The organism is Pantoea sp. 1B4 (assembly GCF_016925765.1).
GTDB classification, from domain to species: domain Bacteria; phylum Pseudomonadota; class Gammaproteobacteria; order Enterobacterales; family Enterobacteriaceae; genus Pantoea; species Pantoea agglomerans.
The window spans coordinates 21,860-39,844 of the sequence record NZ_JAEUWZ010000004.1 but is presented as its reverse complement, the minus strand read 5'-3'; the positions used below and the strand labels follow the sequence as shown (position 1 = coordinate 39,844).

The following is a 17,985-nucleotide window of genomic DNA, read 5'->3' as shown; positions in this document are numbered from 1 at the left end:
AATTATGGAACACATTGTTGAAAATATTCGTTCAGAGCACGCGCCGATTCCCCTTAACGCAATCCTGCCCTGGGCTACATTTATCACGCTGATGGTGCTTCTGTCGGTTTATTTTATCGGTGCTGAGCAGGGGGCAACCGCCGTCTTCTCCGGCAATCAGATCCATGAGTATTTCCATGATGCCCGGCATCTGCTGGGATTTCCCTGCCACTGAGGACTGACGCATGACCGGAAAGCTGTTGTTGAACGGAATGTTCGCCGGAATGCTGGCGGGTATCGTTGCCTTTGGTTTTGCCCATTTTCTGGGTGAGCCGCAGGTTGACAAAGCCATAGCCTTTGAAGAAACGCTCAGCGTAAAGCATGCCAGCAGTGAAAGTGAACATCATCATAATCATGATGACGAAGGCGAGGTTTTCACCCGCGGTACACAGTCCGGAGCGGGCCTGCTGAGCGGGATGATATTGTTCAGCGCCGCAATGGGTGGAGCACTGGCGCTGGCATGGTCGCTATGCTGGCAGCGTACCGGCCCATCCAGCGCAAGAGCGCTTGCGCTGATACTGTCACTGGGGGGGATTTCTGTTTATGAGCCTGATGCCGGGGCTGAAATATCCGCCCAATCCGCCGGCGGTGGGTGATGCAGCTACGATTGGTTACAGGACGATGCTTTACTTCATCATGCTGCTGGTTTCAGCCGCGATTGTTGTTACGGCAGCCTGGGGTGCGCACCAGCTCCGGACACATATGGGCAACTGGAATGCAGCGCTCTGGGGTATCCTGGCTGGCCTCACGATGCTGATTGTGGCCTGTCTGCTGATGCCGGCGGTGAATGAAATACCCGAAGGCTTCTCTGCAGACGTTCTCTGGCGCTTCCGGTTAAGTGCTTTCGGCACGCAACTGGCCATGTGGTGTACAACCGGACTTCTGTTTGGCTGGCTGACAGAAAAGAGCCTGAACAAAGTCAGGCTTCGTTTTGCGTCTGCAGGCGACTGAAGCGTGAGCGCGGTGATGCACCTTATCTGCCAGGGAGAAACCCTGGCAAACCGCCACACGCGTTTTCCGGCGAATGACGAGCTCAGTGAGAAAGCAATTGCAGCCCTGAGCAAGATGAAGGTAGATATCAGAGCCGGGAGTAAAATATGGCTCGCTCCGGAGGTTGCAGTCCTACAGACTGCAGCCGCATTGAGGCTGAGGGGCGAGGTTGTTACTCAGCTGGCTGAGCCTGACTATGGTCAATGGGCGGGCCTGCCCATAAAACAGGTTATGAAGGATAACAGTGAAGCATTTCATCGCTGGCTGTCGTGTGACGCACCACCGGGTGGCGAGAGTATAGCTGCGATTATATCCCGTACAAGTGAATGGCTTTCACGAAATGCGGGTGTGCAGGGGCACCACTGCACGATTGCATCGGCAGCGGTTATTTGCGCAATCATAACGGGTCTGCTGGATGCGCCATTGAGTGCATTCCAGCGGATCGATGTTGCGCCAATGAGCAGAACAATTATCACAAGTACCGGAAGCCGCTGGAATATCTGCACGTTAGGTGAAAAATTATAGTTTCTACATAATGTTATTTCTACTGATGGAACAAATTATGACGGATTGTGCGGCTAAAATGTCTGGCCACATCGTCTGATACCAGGCATGGCGGTCTGACTTGTTCAGGCGTGCATGATATTATCTTGTCAATGGCGAAGGGACTGGTTTCGGGATTACATCATCGTTATTTTTTTCTCACCATCCCGGATTATCGCATTTATGATGGTTATCAACTTACGCATACATGCCGTCATGGCAACTTTGAATACTTTGCCTCTTGCTGTCAGGTTTTCATAAAAAGCCTTGATTTCCGGGTTATAGCGCACAGCCGAAAGTACAGCCATATACAACATTGAACGGATATCAGAACGGCCACCCCAAATCGTCCGGTGTCCACTGAAATTCCCACTATCCCTGGAGTAAGGACAAAGTCCGATAAGAGCACTTATCTTACGGCGATCAAGCGTTCCAAGTTCAGGCACTTGGGTAAGTAATGCCGCCATCACAACCGGCCCTACTCCTTTAACCTCTTTAAGTAGTTCCACTTTCTCTTTCAATACGGGAATCTTCCCGATCCTTCCAGCGAGGACTTCGTCGATACGCTTTATTTCTGAGGCCAGCCACTGAATGTGGCGACGAATATCAGTCTTAATTTCCTGCTCTGTTTGTGCTTCAAAACGGTTCGTCTCCATTGTGCGATTAGCGACGAGCTGACGCCGGCGACTAACCATTGCTTTAAGCTTCAACAGTTCCTTATCAGGCTTCTCTCTACACGGCGGATCCATACGCATACCGTATTCACAGATTAGTCTGGCATCCTGTACGTCAGTTTTTGACCGATACCCCAACGCACGACTGAAGTTCTTTATCAGGCGCGGATTAACGACAGCAACCTTGAAACCACGCAATTCAAGTAATTCTATAAGCGCTCTGTGATAGTTACCTGTTGCTTCAACCACGAATAAGCTGATTTCGTTGCTGCTGACTAAATCCAGCAACGCCTCAAAACCTTTGGCAGAATTTTCAAAGTGATAGGTGCCAGTACATCCACTTACACATACGTCAAAGCTATTCTTGGCTATATCTACACCCACAATGACTTTCATGTTCATTTCAGTTCTCCCGGTCTTGCAAAATTCGGGCTGGAATTAACCGCCCAGGCAGTTGTTCGGGCTGGTGCTGAAAAAAATGCTGCGCTGTTCAGCTCACCCTCGGGCTTTGAAACCCAGCAGGCCGGTCGTGCAGCAGCATCCTTATTGCCAGTTTAATCTGACACCCCCCAACATACAAGCAGGACGGCGAAGCTTCCCTTGCAGGCGAAGCGGCCCGGCTACCGTGAGGGCACGGCACTTTATCCCTGCCGGTTTCCGGCCAGCGGACGGGAAGCGGCAAAAAAAGCGGAGCGGAGCGACATACTCATGGGTTTCTGAAGGGGATAACTGGTAAAACATTCGCCAATAAAGACTTTAGGACAAGTGAAGCCCCATGATTTTTGGGCCTACGTAAAGACATGCTAATTAAGTTGCATATGTTCATATTTTCGGTAGAAGGGATTTAGGGCGGTAAATTTTCCGCCAACACAGGAGGAGACAGAGAAATGACGACAGAAGAATTTCAGCAGATCTTAGCGGCAAATAACAAGATGATGATTGCAACATTCAATGCAATGCTGGCACAGCAGAATCAGCATTTTGAACAAGTACTTAGCCAGGCAACCACGGCTTATTATATGCAGGGGTTTAACGATGGTTCAGCACAGGGCTACGTTACAGCTGTTAACTCACTCAAACCTGCACTTTCCGATGGTCTTCGCAGTGGGTCATCTGAGTGTGGAAAAGCAATGCAGTCGCTGCATAAACTCGGCCTTAATGACAGCGATGGATAGTAATAAAAGCCGCCTGATGGCGGCTTCTTGATTTCAAAAAAAGCCTTTGTCACACTTCATTTCTGTCAACTTTTTGAGCTAAATAACCTTCTGTTGTAGGAGTTCTCGCTCCTGATCTCTGGCCTCATTTTTATGCACACGCTGTTGTTATATTCAAGAAAGATCTACAGCTGGCAACCTGCAGTTCGTTTTATTGGTGCAAGGCTGTCAATCTAAGCTTTCCGGTCGCCTGCATTCGGCAATAAACCATGTTGGTAAGGGATGTCGGTGTAGTCGTGCTGACAGTGCGATCAGAACATGCCACTGAGCTGCCCATCTGAAATCTGAGGGTGACGGAGTATTTTCCACGGTTTTGATTGATGCCTCAGCCTCTTCCTTAGAAGAAAGTCTGATACCGGACAGTGCCTTGGATATTCCAACACTTTGGACTCCAATCAATGATCCGGTGAGTGTTTCAAGAGACGAAGAAGGATACCAACGCTCAAGCGTTACGCCCTTCATCAAAGGCAGCACGTCATTACGCAAGAGCTCAAGAGTTTCTTCGTCATTCAGTAAGGCTGCTACGGTAGCCAACGCAGGTACCAGCGTTGAAGTCTGGAAGTAATCCCGGCTTTTGGCTTGCCCTCTGTCGAGCGAGACGGCATCCTCCAGAACATCGGTGTCTACAGGCAAGTATCTGTCCGTTCTTAATGCATGGATAAGCCGGTTCACACACTCTCTGGTAAGAGCTTGGGTATTGTCCCAATCCGACTCTCCCATGAGGGCACGGAAGAGTAAAGTGAGGTCAATAGTGTGACCATCATAAACAGGAAGCCGTGCGCCCTTATGTTGGTTGATGAGGTAAACAGCAGCCATGCGTAAACGTTTTCGAAGCTCATCCTGCCCAGGTTTTCTTTGAAGTAGCAGCAATAAAGTGGCCAGACGGCCAAGTTCCTCGAACAGAAGCTCCAGATAGAAAATCCGGTCCGGTCGGTAAGAGAGGACTGCTCGTGGTGTCTCCAGAGCAGGCATCACCTTCTCAAAATAATCCACCAAATACTGCGTATGCAGGTCTACCATGGTTTCAAATCGGTTAATAAACGCGCGGTCAGAATCCCACTGAAGTTTTACCGCTTCGGCCCACATGCGCAGTATCAAGTATTCCCCCCGTTACTGCGCCGGGTTTCAGGTTTCCCTCACTTTTGCCCCAGACCAGCAGTACCGCCCATCCCATAGAAGCCGCTGCGCAGCGTCTTAAAAACTTTTTCTTACGCGTTAGCTCACTTTGCTTCATTTCCTTGTCGGAATATTCAAAACAGGCGTCGATAAAGCAAATGAAACGGCCTATAGCTGCGTCTGACTCTTCGATACCCGCAATGGCAGCACGTAAATCGGACTTGCCCTTAGCGAGGAGTAATGTTTCATCAAACAAAAAATGCTCAATCAAAGGGGTGAGTTGATCGCTTCCCCAGAATTCAAGTCTGCAGAGCGGCCGTTCAGAGACGTCTTCAGTCAGCGCTGAAAAGCCGGCCTGTGCTTCCTGTAACAGCACACCATTGGATACGAGAATAATATTTTTGGGCAAACGCTTTAGGTGTGCCGGCAGACGATTTCTGAGGAAGTCGGTGCATGCTTCTCGCACAGAAGGATCGATAGACTGCTGGCCTCCATAAAAGTCGGTACGACCCAAGTCTCCAAATTTGATAATGAATACATAAACTTCAGTAATACCATCTGCATTTATTCTGGTCGATAACACATCCACACCAGCCTGGGCCGGGCCTATCTGTGGTCGGCTGAGTACAGAGTGCCCCATAGCTTTTAGCAGTTCAGGGAGAAGCGCATCTAATTCATTACGTTCGCGTAGGCCCGCCAGATAATGGGAGAGAACCAACTGGATGCTCATTGCAGATCTCCCTTCCACAGTCGTATCCTGGCAAAATCAGCTGAAATCGGATCAGTAAGCCAGGTTACGGGTAGCTCTGCTTCAACCTGAAATGACGTCATTTCAAGAGAAGTTTCCCTGACATCATCCCCGGCGTGGAACTCTATAGCGGTTTTGTTAGCGTACTTGAAAAAGTGCTTAGTAAAAAACATGCTCATAATCGATTTTTCATCCGCGTGCCGTTGAATATCACGGTTCTCACTACGTTTCAGGCTGGCATAAATCAGGCGCATTTCAGGAGGCATCGAAAATTCACGTAATTTCGGCAGTGCGTTCAAATTGCTTTGTTGTTCCTCAAGTTGCCTGAGCGCATCTTGCGTCAGTTGAACTGAGGCGAACGGGGAACCGGGACTGGAAAGAAGCCGTAACGTAGTCAACGGATAATCCTCCATGTGATGCAGAAGGAGTATGCGGGATGTTTTGAGTGCGTTAGTACTTGTAGGGAAGGATGTTGCCAAGCTCAATGTCCAGCCAAGAGATACCGCTGGAGAAGCATGAAGCACACAAAGCCGACATGCTGCGAGCATAGAACGCGATTCATCAGTAGAAGACAAATCATAAGCCACGGGGCTTTTTGCCTGAAAGTGTTTGTTGCTTTCCTCATTCTCCAGTTTTTCAGCCAGGCCGAGACATTCATCCACGGTAATCCAGCGGGTCATGGCTAAAGTGAAAAGGCGTTCTGAATGACAAATTTCACTAAAACAAGCATCTGCAGCCGCCAGACATTCTTGTACGGATGATTTACTAATTGTTTCGAGGCACAGCCGGGTCAGCTCCTCAATAACGGAATAGCAATCAGCGCCGCTGGTTTGTGATGCAGAAAGCTGGTTATAGATTTCATGAAAGTTTTTATCAGTCATATAATTTTTTGTTGAGCATTGAGGTAGTAGAGATAAATTGATTATTCATAATAGAGTTCACCAAAAAGCCCCCCTCATCACATCACCATTTAAGACTTCAAAAGGTAATTTTACATATTCATCACGATGGCGGGGTAAAGCCTTACCGTCATTGGGCGCACTTTTAGTATGCCCCTGTACGTAATCACCATTCTCTTTGATGTAAGGCAGGACTACTATTCGACCATGATTTTTTGAAATAATAGTTCCTTCTTTCCATAAAGTATTCCCCTTTGCACCAGCTCCACTGTCACTGGCTTCCTTAACTGTCCATCCAACCTGATTATGATCCTCAAACCAGAACACGAATCCATCAACTAAAAGAACCTTTTGACCTTTTGAGAGGGCTTCTGAAAGCATTCTCTTAACGCTGGCAAGTTGCAAAAGCTCGTTAGCTCTTGGCAAGAGCATGGCACGGATAGCTGATTTTGTTTTACCCCAGTGTTCAAAGCCAGACAGCCCAAAACCTCTGGCAATACATTCACGATAAAAAAACTTCTCGGCTTTAGATGTACTGCACTGCTCATGGGCCCAGGAACCATCTTCCTTAAGGAGGAGAGTACAGTGATATCTTGATATGTGAATGAAGTGAAGATAAGGCATCTCATTGAGAACATTAAAAATCAAAGACTTTAATTCACTGTTAGTTATCTCAGGCTTTATGATTAACTCTTCCTGTTTTAAACGGGGCACTTGAGCATTCTTTTTTATGCCTTCCTCTAACATAAGTTGCTCTTCATTCGTTAATCGCGTCTTTGCCGTCAGTGCCTTTTCAACTTTTAAACGTAAAGATGCTTTTTTTAAATTCTTCAAGTGGGAGTAAATCAATATTTGATAAAAATTCGTTATTGAGCTTATCTGCTGCTTCTATCGCGGAAGCATAGCTATCATACATATCCGCAAAAATGTGATTTTTATTGCTATCTTTTTCAATAAATCGTTGGTACCAGTGGAGAGTTTCATCTTCTCGAAGTTTTAAAATGTACATGTGCCAGTATTTACTTCCATGGCGGGGCTGAGGCCAGGCAGCCAACTCAGGAAAACTGAAACTTCCTAATTCATTTAATCGCATAAGTCGATTTCCTCACATTCAAACTCAAATTTTATCACAAAGCACTAAATCTAGTTTCTTCATATAAGAGCCAGTAACGCTCGCCGCAGAACACGGCTGAGGCGTACCGCAGCGGAGCGAGGAACGAACAGCCGTGTCGAGGAAGCGTCATTTCACTCAGGTCAGCAACGACTGCTTACGCGCTTCCCCGACTGAAACTGCCCGACAAAAAAACATTAGTCTGCTCAGTAAGATAAGCACCTCCTCACCCCAGCGCCGTTTCGTTCCTCTTGCCATGTGCCTCCGGCTCAATAACACTGTTTTTATATACAGCATTATTTAGGGAGGAAATTAACCATGCCAGATTCATTCACTGCGGCACCGGCTTCAGGCTATACAGTCCGAAGAGCGATACCATGAAAACAACATCCTCCCGGGGCGGGCTGACGATATTCAGGCCTGCCGATATCCGCCCCGTCATGCGCATCCCGCTGTTTGTTGAACGCTGCGCGGCCGGCTTCCCCTCCCCTGCCACCGATTACGTCGAGGCCGAGCTGGACCTGAACGAGCTTTGCATCACCTACCGGGCCGCCACGTTTTTTGTGCGCGCCAGCGGCAGCAGTATGGAGGACCTGGGACTGTACGACGGCGACGTGATGGTCGTCGACCGCGCGAAGGAAGCCACGCACGGTGACATCGTCATCGCGGAGGTCGGCGGCGAGTTCACCGTAAAGCGCCTGCAGCTCCACCCAAAAATAGCCCTGCGCCCGATGAATTTGGCTTATCCGGTGATTTACCCCGAGGAGCTGCACCTGCTGGGCGTGGTTACCTGGTTCTTCCACAATACCGAGGCGCGCCGGAGGTAACTATGCCGATGTTTGGTCTCGCTGACGTCAACAGCTTTTATGCGTCCTGTGAGGCCCTGTTCAGACCTGATTTGCGGGGAAAACCCGTCGTCGTCCTTTCGAACAACGATGGCTGCGTCATCGCCCGTTCAGCGGGTGCCAAAGCGCTGGGCATCAAAATGGGCGCCCCGTGGTTTCAGATAAAAAATGAAAGATATCCTGAGAAGATTTATGTGTTTAGCTCAAATTACGGGCTCTAGTAAGTTAAGTGGAATGCAACATCATTAGCACCATTTTGCAACGTCTGAAAGCGCGGGGCGGACGGGTACTGCAAAAGGACATAATTCTGGCCCTTATAGCTGAGATAGAAAGCACGTCAGACTTGATATCCTGCGCTGCGCACTGGAAGTTGTCGTGTGCTGCCCGCAGAATGAGGACCGCCGGTACTGACCGGAAGGCCATTCACAACCCCGGATTATGCTGCTGTCCGGCCAGCCGGAAACCGGCTCCGGGTTATGAAAATGGCAATGGAGTACTCATAATGCCTGCAAGAGAATAGCTGTATCAAAAGTACGGTACTGCACATGTAAGCAGAAATAATGCCGGTTTCGCTTGCACATGTATGAATCCGGCTGATACTTGTTACATCCTTCACCAGGGATATACAACGGTACGTAATACTGCGCGTATCGGGCCGCCATGGGGGGAGATATTTTTCAACCCGTGATACAGGATGACTTGCTTAAACGGATATCTGATTCATCATTAAAATGTGCCGCTTCCCTGCTGAGGCTGGCGCGTTTGCCGTAAAATGTGAACGATTTTTTATTGTTCAGCCCGCTAAAGATGGCGGGTTTTTTTTACGGGCATAATTCAGGCGTGGTTGCGATGCAAGGCTGTGAGAGTTATCTGGCGTAACATTTTTTCCCCGAAACAACAGTTGCACTGTGGCCTGCGGTATTCTGTTACCTGCCGGGTTACCGGTCCGGGGAAGGAATTGTATGTTCAGATTACACGGTTAAGCAGATGTAATAAGCGAAGCGTATGCTGTCCACTTACACCGGATACTGATCGCCCTTTTTTCACCTCATCACACTGATATCCCCTATTTAAAATAACGTTTCCTGCATTTCTGCCGATATAGATGCTGAAAGTTTTCATTATTTCAGATTTTATAAATTATCAGCCACTTACAATGGCAGGAGTAACAGATGACGATCACACAGCGATTGCTGCTCACCTTTTCACTTCTCTCCGCTGCGCTGGTCGCGATGGTCATCGTGGCCGTCATGGTAGCCGGCGGTTTTCAGTCCCGCTTTCAGTATGTGCAGGAAAACACCGTTGCTTCCCTTCTGGACCTGGGAAAGATGACAGACGGCAGTAATTCTCTCATTATCTGGCTCTACCGGCATCAGAGCGCGACAGAGCCCCGGCGGCAGGCCGAAGTCGAAAAGAAAATTGATGAAACTATCGGTAATATCAAATCACTGAACCAGCACTATCTGAACAACGACGTATCGGACGAGCAGGACCGGCAGATGACCGAAGCGGCCTTCTCCACCATCAAACAGATAGAATCCTCGCTGCCGGCATTCCTTGCCGGTTCACGCGCGCAGAATGACGCCGTTTCACTGGGGGGCACTTCAGAGCAATGAAGGTATTGGCGAAGCGGCCCGACAGCTGATTGCAGGGTACAGGAAACAGCTCCAGCTGAACGTGGACATCGGTAAGGCCCTGCGTCAGGAAAATGACCGGACTTACCGGATGACACTCTGGGGCCTGCTGGGCGGCTCGGCACTGGTTATCTCAGTCCTGGCTTTCTTTGCGCTGAAAACCGTTTTCGCCATCCGGCGCCAGCTTAACGGGATGCGCCAGACCATGGAAACTGCCAGCGGGCGGCTTGACCTGACCCTCAGAGTGGACGAGTCGCGGCGGGATGAAATCGGCCTGACCGCGAAAGCGTTTAACCAGCTGATTGAAAACGTCTCGGCTTCGCTGTCGAAAGTGGAGGCCTCTGCACAGTCGGTCAGCTCTGCCTCAGCGCAGATATCTGCCGGTAATGATGACCTCTCATCCCGTACGGAAGAGCAGGCGGCTTCACTGGAGCAGACGGCCGCAAGTATGTCTGAACTCAGCGAAACGGTTCGTCAGACGGCAGAGAACACGGCTCTCGCCAGCCAGCTGGCAAAGAACGCCCGGGATATTTCAGAGGACAGTGCCGGCCGGGTACGCACGCTGCTGGGCACCATGGGTGATATCAGGGGAAGCTCTGCAAAAATCACGGATATTATCGCGCTTATTGAAGGGATTGCGTTTCAGACCAACATTCTGGCCCTGAACGCCGCTGTAGAGGCCGCCCGCGCCGGGGAGCAGGGGCGTGGCTTTGCGGTGGTAGCCGGGGAAGTGCGCAATCTCGCGCAACGTTCGTCTTCATCCGCCCGGGAAATCAAGGAACTGATTGAATCATCAACAGGCTTCGTGGAAGCCGGAGCGGCCCAGGCCGAGGGCGTGGGCGAGAATATGTCCCGCATGAACGATGCCGTGCGGCAGGTCACTGACCTTGTAGACGAGATTTCCGTCGCCGCCAGTGAACAGTCTAAGGGGATAGAGCAGGTCCATCTGGCAGTAAATCAGATGGATGACGTAACGCAGCAGAACGCCGCACTGGTTGAAGAGGCCTCAGCAGCGTCCTGTTCACTGATGGAGCAGGCGGCATCGCTGAACCGGCTGGTCAGTACCTTTACGCTGGTTTCCGCTTCTGACCAGGCACCTGCTTCGCGCGCTGACGCAGTCCGTCCGGTACGGACGGCAGCCTCATTACGCTCTGCTCCGCCTGTTGCGGCGACGGGGGGATGACAACTGGCAGAGCTTCTGAAGCAGGCGTCAGGCTTAATTGATTGAGAGACAGAGCGGCAGCGTCCACCAGGCACTGTAACATAGTCATGTTACAGTGCCTGTTTCTCCTGGTGTGCCTGAATAATTTCTGGCTACGCTTTAATGCAGTTCGCCGGCAACGCACGCCAGATCATGGATGAAGCGGCGGGACCTGACCAGCCAGTCCGTGGTACCGTCGCTGTCTCCCTCATGAGACCTGATGCAGACTACACGGTTATGGAAAATACAGCGTACAGGAGGGTATGAAAAAAATTGTGCCACCCGGCCTCATGCCAGCGCGGCGCATGCCGATAATTATCGTACGCCTCCCTGGGCGATATAAAACGATAAGTGACCGTAACTGTTGAGGTTCTGGCTTCTCCTGCCCCGGAGAAGCCTTTTTTCGCCTGCGGGGATGCTGGCCTGTATAGCCGCATTTTCCTTTCATGCTGTAAACGTGCCGTTCCCTGCAGAAGCCGGCACGTTTGCAGTGAACTGCAGGAGTTGATTGATCCGCTCGCTAAAGATGGCTGGTTTTTACGGATAAAATCCCGGGACTTCAGTGCTCATGCTCAGCCATGGTGGCAGACAGCCCCGGGCACAGTAAGCTTTTCTTCCCGCTTACGCTTGTTATTGTGGCGATCTTTTTTTATGATTAAGACCGGCCGGCAGCTCCGGCTGACCGCGATAAAAGCAAGAGTCACAGTATTCCTCTTTGTACCGCCTTATAGCGGTTTTTTTTGCCCTGAAAACGGGCGTTAAAATCAGCTGGCATTAGCAGACAGCGCGCTTTGCAGAGCATCAGCCGGCACATCAGCCTGTTCCGGAAAAAATGCAGAAAAGGTAACAAGTACAAAAATAAGCTCAGCAGAGATGAAAAATACTGGCGGGTTGATGTGGTCTGGTTTGTGCCGGTTTTCAGTTTCTGATGAAGACACAGGTATCCTGCCAGGAGCGGATGAAGACAAAATGTAACAATCAGTATGGAGCAGTAAAAACGGCAGGCTGCCGGATGATTAACGGTGCAACAGCCTGGCCGGTGCTGGCTTCATCTGCTCTGCCAGTGCGAGGCATGCTCCACAGCAGACTTATCCGCTTCACAGGTCATTGCAAAATTTGCACGTACCAGTGCGAGACGCGCGTGGCGCTGCGCATCTGCGGCATAATCATGAGGCGCGATTATGGCCAGCGCATGCAGCGCTTTCTGCAGACGCAGTTGTACCTCAACCAGTGCGGCACCATCGCGCGCAATGCCTGTAAATATATCGTCGAACATATCGCCGATTTGCGCAGGCATCATAAAGAGATGCGGATAACGCGCTGTAACTGAGTCTGCTGTAACGGGCTGGCTGAACAATCTGACAGCCCGCCCTATAATATCAATGGCAGTGCCGGGATCGTTTACGGCCGGAGATAAAGCGCGTGAGGCGATTTCGGACAGTACACACAGGCCAAAGCGGGGATCCTGCTCAAAGGAACGCTGTTCACCCAGCGTAAAGGCATTGCGCAGTATCTGATGTTCATCATCAGAAAGCGGCTTATTACACCAGAGCAGTGCGGCACCACAGTGAACAAAACTGCCCGGTTGCGCAGCAAGGTAAAGGTTACTGCCACTTTCTTCTGCGAAATCGGAAAGATGCTTCAGATCCAGATGCTGCAGATAGCCCGTCTCCAGCGGAAAAACGCCCTGCTTGAAGGCCGCCTCCGGCAGGATACCGTCCCATGCGGAGCAGCCAAGACTGGGTTCCTGGAGGCGGCTGTGAAGCGCCGCCGTTGTGGCTTCCTCAACGCGACGCGATGTGTCAGACATGCGACCAAACTGTGCCAGATGCTGTATCCAGCGCAGGAGGGTAATAACAATCATGGCAATGACTGCAAGGGTAACAAAAAACAGAACAACGCGGCCCTGTGTGCCATAGGCTCCCATGCCGAGGGCGATAATGCCCACCAGGCTGTAAAGAAAGGAGCCGATAAAGGTTGCAAGCACATTCTGTGTCGTACCATCCTCAAGCAGCAGGACGGTCGCACGTGGTGTGACGCTGCTGCTGGCAGAGTTATAGGCAGAGACCATGATGTTGAGAGAAAAGGTGGTAACGGCCAGCATGCTTGAGGCGAGAATGGCCAGAATTTTGTCCACCGCGTCACTGCCCACGATGCCGGAAACCGAAGCCGGTATGAAGGGTTTAACAGCGATAGCGACCAGTGCAGTAATAATGGCCAGCACCGCGAATAATGAGCTGCGAAACCAGAGCTGCCGGGTCAGCCGGTGAATAAGCCATTGCGTTTTAGACATCATGTTGCCTGCTGTAATGAGTTTAAATAAGTTTGCCGGCTGTGATCACCTTCTGCTTAATCCGGCTGACACAAAGCAGAGCGCCGGCACTTCGCCGATGCATTGCTGCAGACGATGCAAAAGGATATCAGTAAGGAATTTTCTGCACGAACCTGTCAGAATATTCAACAGATATCATTTTTCTGTCATCCATCAGCTGTTCTCATAACTTCTGTAAGGTGTCTGTCCGGCGTTTTCGCTGACACTGTCAGCAATATTTTTGCGTGGTTATGTCATGCAGAAACAGTCGTACCATCGGTTCTGAAACAGCATAAAAAAAGCCCGGCGACCGGGCAATGACTCAGCCGCTCCTGTCTGAGCAGGTTACGGGGTGGGTTCAGTCAGGGTAGGTGAGTATCAGAGATTGAGCCAAGCGGCAGGAGGAAGAATACCCGATTCGGAGGCTGGCAGCCGGTACGAATCGCGGTGGTGGTTTCAGACTCCTGACTGGCTTCGCTCTGCTGTGAGGCAGACACCCTTCTTTTGGTCTGTAACATATCAGCCAGTAGCGGGGGGCGCTTACTCCCTCGCCGCATGTTACAGAGAAGAGGAGTGTTATGAGATGATCGGTGTAAGTGGTAAGACTGCCCCGCGCCCTTTTTTTATGGCGAAAAAAAGCCCGCTTTACACGGGCTAATTACAACAGAGCATTCAATAGAGAAGCGTTTATTGAGCAATTTATGCTCCTCTGATCCATCGGCCAGCCGCGTGAAAACTTTAGCCGGCATGGCATGCTGACTGAAAAGACCAGCGACATAAAAAACTGCATGATACCGATGCCAGGATGCTGTGTTTTTCAGCCGGTACCACTCACCTGTCACCCAGAGCCCGCTGTTATCTTAATCGGCCCCTGCTGATAACGCTGTCTGCTACTGAAGGACACCAGGTTGTGCCCGGGCAGTGGTAAAGCTCAGACCTGATTTACGAAGGGCAGTACGGTCAGTCACCAGCCCGCTGACGCCGTTCACGCTGATATTTGTGGTAATCCTCATCACACTCTGCTGAGCAGAACGCTGTGTCAGCCACAACAGCCTCATCTTTGCACCATATACATTTACCATTGGGGCTTACCAGTCGCGGCTTACGCGCGGACAGTGAGGCAGTCAGGTGCGCTTCTTCGCGTTCCTGTGCCTGATCTACATCATCCAAAATTTTTCTCCATTAACGTTACAGAACGTCCTGTGGCCAGTGCCCGGCATGAGTAATACCATCCCAGGCTGAATCACCCCGGTCAGTGTGGATTCAGGCAGAAGGCGTAGTAACACAGTTCGTCAGGGGGAAAGTGATTTCAGATTAGTCACTTAACACGTCGCCTGCCCTGGTAAAATACGTTACCGGCTTAATTATCTTACAAATGTGTGAACCGGCCCGCTTTATATCACCTCCTCACTGAAAATACTGTCTGTTCATACGGCGCTTACTGAAAGTAGATTAAACTGGGTGACAGACGGTGACATCAGGGCAGCCTCCACCAGAATAAACTCATCGAATGGCAAAGTGCGCCAAAACGTTACTCCGCCTGCAGCGGCTGGCCTCAGCCAGTTCATAACCGGGAGCTTATGAACTGATTAGTGTACAGTTTCCCGGTCACGTCGTTCATTGCCGTCATCAGTCAGGCGGATAATTCTGCAGCCTGATCGGCTACAGGAATGGTCAGTTACCTGCGCCATCTGGGGGCGGGCTGCCTGCGCGTGAAGCTGTCGTCATCCGACATCAGCAGTGCCTCAAAAGCCTCCGGAGTGAGTGGCCGGCACAGCCCGTTACCCTGCATAACATCACAACGGGCGGTCGTCACGAATACCTGCTGTGCCGTATCTTCAACTCCTTCTGCCGATACGCTGAGTCCGAGGCTTTTTCCCAGGGCTGCGATAGCACGGAACATCATCCGAATGCGCATACTGTTACCCAGCTGAAGAGTCAGGGACTTGTCAATTTTGAAACCGCTGACGAAGCCGTGCTGCAGCAGGCTGATGGCGCCCAGCGTTCGTCCGTAATGGTCGATAACAAACCGGGCGCCCGTACGCCTTATTGCCTTTAACTGTGCCGGCCTGTCCTGAACCAGCTCCGCCAGCAGCGGTTCATCCACCTCCAGCTCAACAAAAGCTGCATCACCGCCTGCAGACTCGCGCAGCACGTTTTCAAGACTGCTGCAGGCCAGCTGGCGCGGGAACAGGTTGATGCTGACCCGAAGCTGCGGACAGCTGCCCTGCCACTGACGTACCTGCGCCAGGGCAGTCCGGACAATCCAGTTGCCCAGTACGACCGAAAGCGGACTCTTTACCAGCATATCGGTAAACCCGGCCGGCAGCAGCAGGCCCTGTACGGGATGCTGCCAGCGCAACAGCGCCTCGCAGCCCACGATGCGGCCGCTGCTGGCGTCATAGCGCGGCTGATAGTGCAGAAGGAACTGCTGCTGCCTTACGGCGGTTTCCAGCTCGTGCTCAAAGCGGCGGCGCTGCTGCTCTGCCTCGCGAAATGCTGGCCGGAAATGGACGCTGCGGCCTTTACCCGAGGCTTTGGCCCGGTAAAGCGCCAGGTCAGCCGCCGACATTAGCGTGGACGGATCCTTACCGTGTTCCGGACAGGAGGCAATGCCGGTGCTGGCACCAGCCACGACGCGCGAACCGTGATAACGGAAAGGCGTCTGCACGGCCGCGATAAGACGCTCTGCCGTTGAGCCGGCATCATCATGCCCGCCAGGCAGCAGGATGATAAACTCGTCACCGCCCAGCCGGGCAGCAATTATGGCATCAGTACATACCCGCCGGATCTGCTCAGCCACATGACACAGCAGTGCATCGCCGGCAGCGTGGCCGAGCGTATCATTAACTTCCTTGAAGCCATCCAGATCCATCATGAGCAGCATGCAGGACACGCCGGCCTCAGTCAGCTGAGTCAGCTGCTGCATAAACGCGCCGCGGCTGGCCAGCCGGGTCAGCATGTCCAGAGAGGCCAGCTCGCACAGGCGTGCCTCGCTCTCATGCCGTGCAGTAACGTCGCGGACGATCATTCCCACCAGGCGGGTGTCGCCTTCACGCCAGTCCGAGAACGAGACTTCGGCCGGAAATTCCTGGCCGTCGCGCCGTCGCCCCCCATGTCTGCATCGTGCGCGGCAGGGAAATCGCCGTATCTTCGCCGGTGAGACGGTCCAGCTCATTGCGGTAATCGGTCTGACAGCGGTCAGCAATAAGTCCTGCGACGTACTGGCCCGCCATCTCCTCCGGCCCGTAGCCAAACATGGCGGTGGCGGCCGGGTTCCAGAAAGTGATGCCACGGCGCAGGTCGGTACAGATAATGGCGTCCGGCGAGGTGGCAGAAATGGACTCCAGCCGCTGCTGGCTGGCATGGCGCAGCTGATCCAGCCGGTGAACCTCCATCCTGTCCATAACCAGCGCAGCGATGTCGGTAAGATGCTGCCGGTCGGCCTCCGTGAGTGGCGGACGCGGGGCCGTATCGGTCAGGCATACGGTGCCGATAATATGGCCATCCGGCGTCGTCAGCGGGATCCCCGCATAGAAGCGGATATGCGGATATCCCTGAACCAGCGGACTGTGGCGAAAGCGCGGGTCATTCAGGGCGTCAGATACGCAAAGCAACTCCCCCCTGTGCCAGCGTATGATCGCAGAAGGACATGCGACGGGCGGTACCGGATATGCTGAGCCCGTAGCGTGACGTGAAAATCTGCCGCTGGTCATCAATCAGAGAAACAAAGGCGGTGGGCACCCGAAAAAGACGTGCGGCAAGCGTGGTGAGCCGGTCAAGCACGTTTTCCGAAAGCGCATCCGCCCGCTGGTACTCCGCCAGTGCGGCCAGGCGGGCGATCTCATGATCTGTGGTCATGCGTTTCAGAATCTGTCCCCTTGAGTGTAAGAACTGTGGCAGGCATGACACAGCAAAAAGGAGACGGGTTCAATCAGACCAGTCCGCAGAAATCCCTGCGGCCCGTAGTCTGAAAACGGATCCGCGAGCGGCCTCCCGGTGACGGGAGAGATGTCATGCCGGACAACCGGGACATCACAGCATTGCTGTTCCGGACGCCGTCGGGCGGCAGGTCACCGCTGCTGTAAGGCGCACAGCTGGCAGATAACACAGTCGGGATATTGCAGCCGCGCTGACTGAAGCGCATGTGTGAGGGTGTGGAAAGTGCCCATAAACTTCCTCCCGCCGGCCCGAGCCAGTTCGGTGCAGCCCTTACAGTGAACCTCTCCGATTGCGGGATGGCCGCACCGCACCGCATAGAAATATTTCTGACTCATGTCCTCATCCTGGCCGGTAACGCGTTAAATTCAGGTGCTGCCAGCCAGGGAGAACTATTTTTTCGTTTTCGGTACAAGCGCATAATGAGGATGTCTCCCGGCCAGCAGAAGCAACATTTCATACTCTCCCTGGCTCAGGGGGGGCGGGGTTTTTTGCTGCCTCTTTGGTCTGCCACACGCGCAGGCTGAGCTCAAAGCGTTCAGCTGCAGCTTCCTGCGACAGGCCTGCGGCCAGCCGGAGTTCACGGACGTCGGAAAAGCCAACAACAGGGCGCTTCACAGGCTGATTTCCCAGAGTATACTCCCTTTACAGGTGCGGGCCAGGCAAGGCTGGCAGAGTGAAGATAACGCAGAGAATGACAGTACAGTCATTACATTGTCTT

General features: G+C 52.1%; 15 protein-coding genes and 4 pseudogenes. 8 read left to right on the top strand and 11 right to left on the bottom strand.

Features of this window, described 5'->3' with window-relative positions; translation table 11 throughout:
* Nucleotides 1-4: 4 nt before the first annotated feature.
* Genes JNO11_RS20835 through JNO11_RS20820 form a run of 4 tightly spaced genes read left to right on the top strand, consistent with a single transcriptional unit; the run spans nt 5 to nt 1,554 of the window.
* Complete coding sequence (locus tag JNO11_RS20835; RefSeq protein WP_013360173.1) at nt 5-214, top strand: CbtB-domain containing protein; 210 nt, start codon at nt 5-7, stop codon at nt 212-214.
* 25 nt (nt 215-239) lie between these two features.
* Nucleotides 240-635, top strand: a complete 396-nt coding sequence (locus JNO11_RS20830; RefSeq protein ID WP_325177809.1) for a CbtA family protein — start codon at nt 240-242, stop codon at nt 633-635.
* Complete coding sequence (locus JNO11_RS20825; RefSeq protein WP_325177808.1) at nt 583-990, top strand: CbtA family protein; 408 nt, start codon at nt 583-585, stop codon at nt 988-990. The genes JNO11_RS20830 and JNO11_RS20825 overlap by 53 nt, the downstream gene beginning before the upstream one ends.
* Before the next feature lie 3 nt (nt 991-993).
* Nucleotides 994-1,554 (top strand): histidine phosphatase family protein, encoded by a 561-nt coding sequence (locus JNO11_RS20820; protein ID WP_013360175.1) that lies wholly within the window; start codon nt 994-996, stop codon nt 1,552-1,554.
* Nucleotides 1,555-1,709: 155 nt separating this feature from the next.
* On the opposite strand, the gene JNO11_RS20815 is transcribed toward JNO11_RS20820, so the two are convergent.
* Complete coding sequence (locus JNO11_RS20815; RefSeq protein ID WP_325177807.1) at nt 1,710-2,648, bottom strand: IS110 family transposase; 939 nt, start codon at nt 2,646-2,648, stop codon at nt 1,710-1,712.
* A 485-nt stretch (nt 2,649-3,133) separates the two neighbouring features.
* On the opposite strand from JNO11_RS20815, the gene JNO11_RS20810 reads away from it, so the two are divergent.
* Nucleotides 3,134-3,421 (top strand): hypothetical protein, encoded by a 288-nt coding sequence (locus JNO11_RS20810; RefSeq protein WP_325177806.1) that lies wholly within the window; start codon nt 3,134-3,136, stop codon nt 3,419-3,421.
* 207 nt (nt 3,422-3,628) lie between these two features.
* Here JNO11_RS20810 and JNO11_RS20805 read toward each other — a convergent pair whose 3' ends face one another.
* The 5 genes from JNO11_RS20805 to JNO11_RS20785 are packed head-to-tail and all read right to left on the bottom strand — an operon-like array spanning nt 3,629 to nt 7,316.
* Nucleotides 3,629-4,546, bottom strand: a complete 918-nt coding sequence (locus JNO11_RS20805) for a hypothetical protein (protein ID WP_325177805.1) — start codon at nt 4,544-4,546, stop codon at nt 3,629-3,631.
* Nucleotides 4,509-5,306: a hypothetical protein gene (locus tag JNO11_RS20800; protein ID WP_325177804.1), complete on the bottom strand. Its 798-nt coding sequence runs from the start codon at nt 5,304-5,306 to the stop codon at nt 4,509-4,511. The genes JNO11_RS20805 and JNO11_RS20800 overlap by 38 nt, the downstream gene beginning before the upstream one ends.
* Entirely contained in the window at nt 5,303-6,205 is a 903-nt protein-coding gene (locus JNO11_RS20795) for a hypothetical protein (RefSeq protein ID WP_325177803.1), read from the bottom strand. Before JNO11_RS20795 ends, JNO11_RS20800 begins: the two co-directional genes overlap by 4 nt.
* Nucleotides 6,206-6,262: 57 nt before the next feature.
* The gene (locus JNO11_RS20790; RefSeq protein WP_325177802.1) at nt 6,263-7,057 is read right to left on the bottom strand and encodes a hypothetical protein; all 795 of its coding nucleotides are present in this window, start codon (nt 7,055-7,057) and stop codon (nt 6,263-6,265) included.
* Nucleotides 7,017-7,316 carry a hypothetical protein gene (locus tag JNO11_RS20785; protein ID WP_325177801.1) on the bottom strand — a complete coding sequence of 100 codons (300 nt, stop codon included), beginning with the start codon at nt 7,314-7,316 and terminating at the stop codon, nt 7,017-7,019. The genes JNO11_RS20790 and JNO11_RS20785 overlap by 41 nt, the downstream gene beginning before the upstream one ends.
* A 395-nt stretch (nt 7,317-7,711) precedes the next feature.
* On the opposite strand from JNO11_RS20785, the gene umuD reads away from it, so the two are divergent.
* The 3 genes and pseudogenes from umuD (at nt 7,712) to JNO11_RS20765 (ending at nt 11,015) form a co-directional block, all read left to right on the top strand.
* Entirely contained in the window at nt 7,712-8,161 is a 450-nt protein-coding gene (gene umuD, locus JNO11_RS20780; protein WP_325177800.1) for a translesion error-prone DNA polymerase V autoproteolytic subunit, read from the top strand.
* Nucleotides 8,162-8,169: 8 nt separating this feature from the next.
* Nucleotides 8,170-8,397 (top strand): annotated as a pseudogene (locus tag JNO11_RS20775) (DNA polymerase V subunit UmuC); the annotation flags it as partial.
* Nucleotides 8,398-9,351: 954 nt separating this feature from the next.
* Nucleotides 9,352-11,015, top strand: a pseudogene (locus tag JNO11_RS20765) (methyl-accepting chemotaxis protein).
* Between the two features lie 763 nt (nt 11,016-11,778).
* Here JNO11_RS20765 and JNO11_RS20760 read toward each other — a convergent pair.
* The 5 genes and pseudogenes from JNO11_RS20760 to JNO11_RS20730 form a co-directional block, all read right to left on the bottom strand.
* Nucleotides 11,779-11,952, bottom strand: coding sequence for a hypothetical protein (locus JNO11_RS20760; protein WP_158150096.1), 174 nt, complete (start codon nt 11,950-11,952; stop codon nt 11,779-11,781).
* A gap of 110 nt (nt 11,953-12,062) precedes the next feature.
* The gene (locus JNO11_RS20755) at nt 12,063-13,310 is read right to left on the bottom strand and encodes a DUF2254 domain-containing protein (RefSeq protein ID WP_325177797.1); all 1,248 of its coding nucleotides are present in this window, start codon (nt 13,308-13,310) and stop codon (nt 12,063-12,065) included.
* Between the two features lie 975 nt (nt 13,311-14,285).
* A complete protein-coding gene (locus JNO11_RS20750; RefSeq protein ID WP_158150097.1) occupies nt 14,286-14,495 on the bottom strand; it encodes a hypothetical protein in 210 nt (69 codons plus the stop codon).
* A 508-nt stretch (nt 14,496-15,003) separates the two neighbouring features.
* Nucleotides 15,004-17,186: pseudogene (locus JNO11_RS24880) on the bottom strand (EAL domain-containing protein).
* Nucleotides 17,187-17,656: 470 nt separating this feature from the next.
* Nucleotides 17,657-17,897: pseudogene (locus JNO11_RS20730) on the bottom strand (transcriptional regulator).
* Nucleotides 17,898-17,985 lie beyond the last annotated feature (88 nt).

Coding starts and splice junctions, on each gene's coding strand:
- JNO11_RS20835 (WP_013360173.1), top strand. CDS start 5: ATGGAACACATTGTTGAAAATATTCGTTCAGAGCACGCGCCGATTCCC.
- JNO11_RS20825 (WP_325177808.1), top strand. CDS start 583: ATGAGCCTGATGCCGGGGCTGAAATATCCGCCCAATCCGCCGGCGGTG.
- JNO11_RS20815 (WP_325177807.1), bottom strand. CDS start 2,648: ATGAACATGAAAGTCATTGTGGGTGTAGATATAGCCAAGAATAGCTTT.
- JNO11_RS20810 (WP_325177806.1), top strand. CDS start 3,134: ATGACGACAGAAGAATTTCAGCAGATCTTAGCGGCAAATAACAAGATG.
- JNO11_RS20805 (WP_325177805.1), bottom strand. CDS start 4,546: ATGTGGGCCGAAGCGGTAAAACTTCAGTGGGATTCTGACCGCGCGTTT.
- JNO11_RS20800 (WP_325177804.1), bottom strand. CDS start 5,306: ATGAGCATCCAGTTGGTTCTCTCCCATTATCTGGCGGGCCTACGCGAA.
- JNO11_RS20795 (WP_325177803.1), bottom strand. CDS start 6,205: ATGACTGATAAAAACTTTCATGAAATCTATAACCAGCTTTCTGCATCA.
- JNO11_RS20785 (WP_325177801.1), bottom strand. CDS start 7,316: ATGCGATTAAATGAATTAGGAAGTTTCAGTTTTCCTGAGTTGGCTGCC.
- umuD (WP_325177800.1), top strand. CDS start 7,712: ATGAAAACAACATCCTCCCGGGGCGGGCTGACGATATTCAGGCCTGCC.
- JNO11_RS20755 (WP_325177797.1), bottom strand. CDS start 13,310: ATGATGTCTAAAACGCAATGGCTTATTCACCGGCTGACCCGGCAGCTC.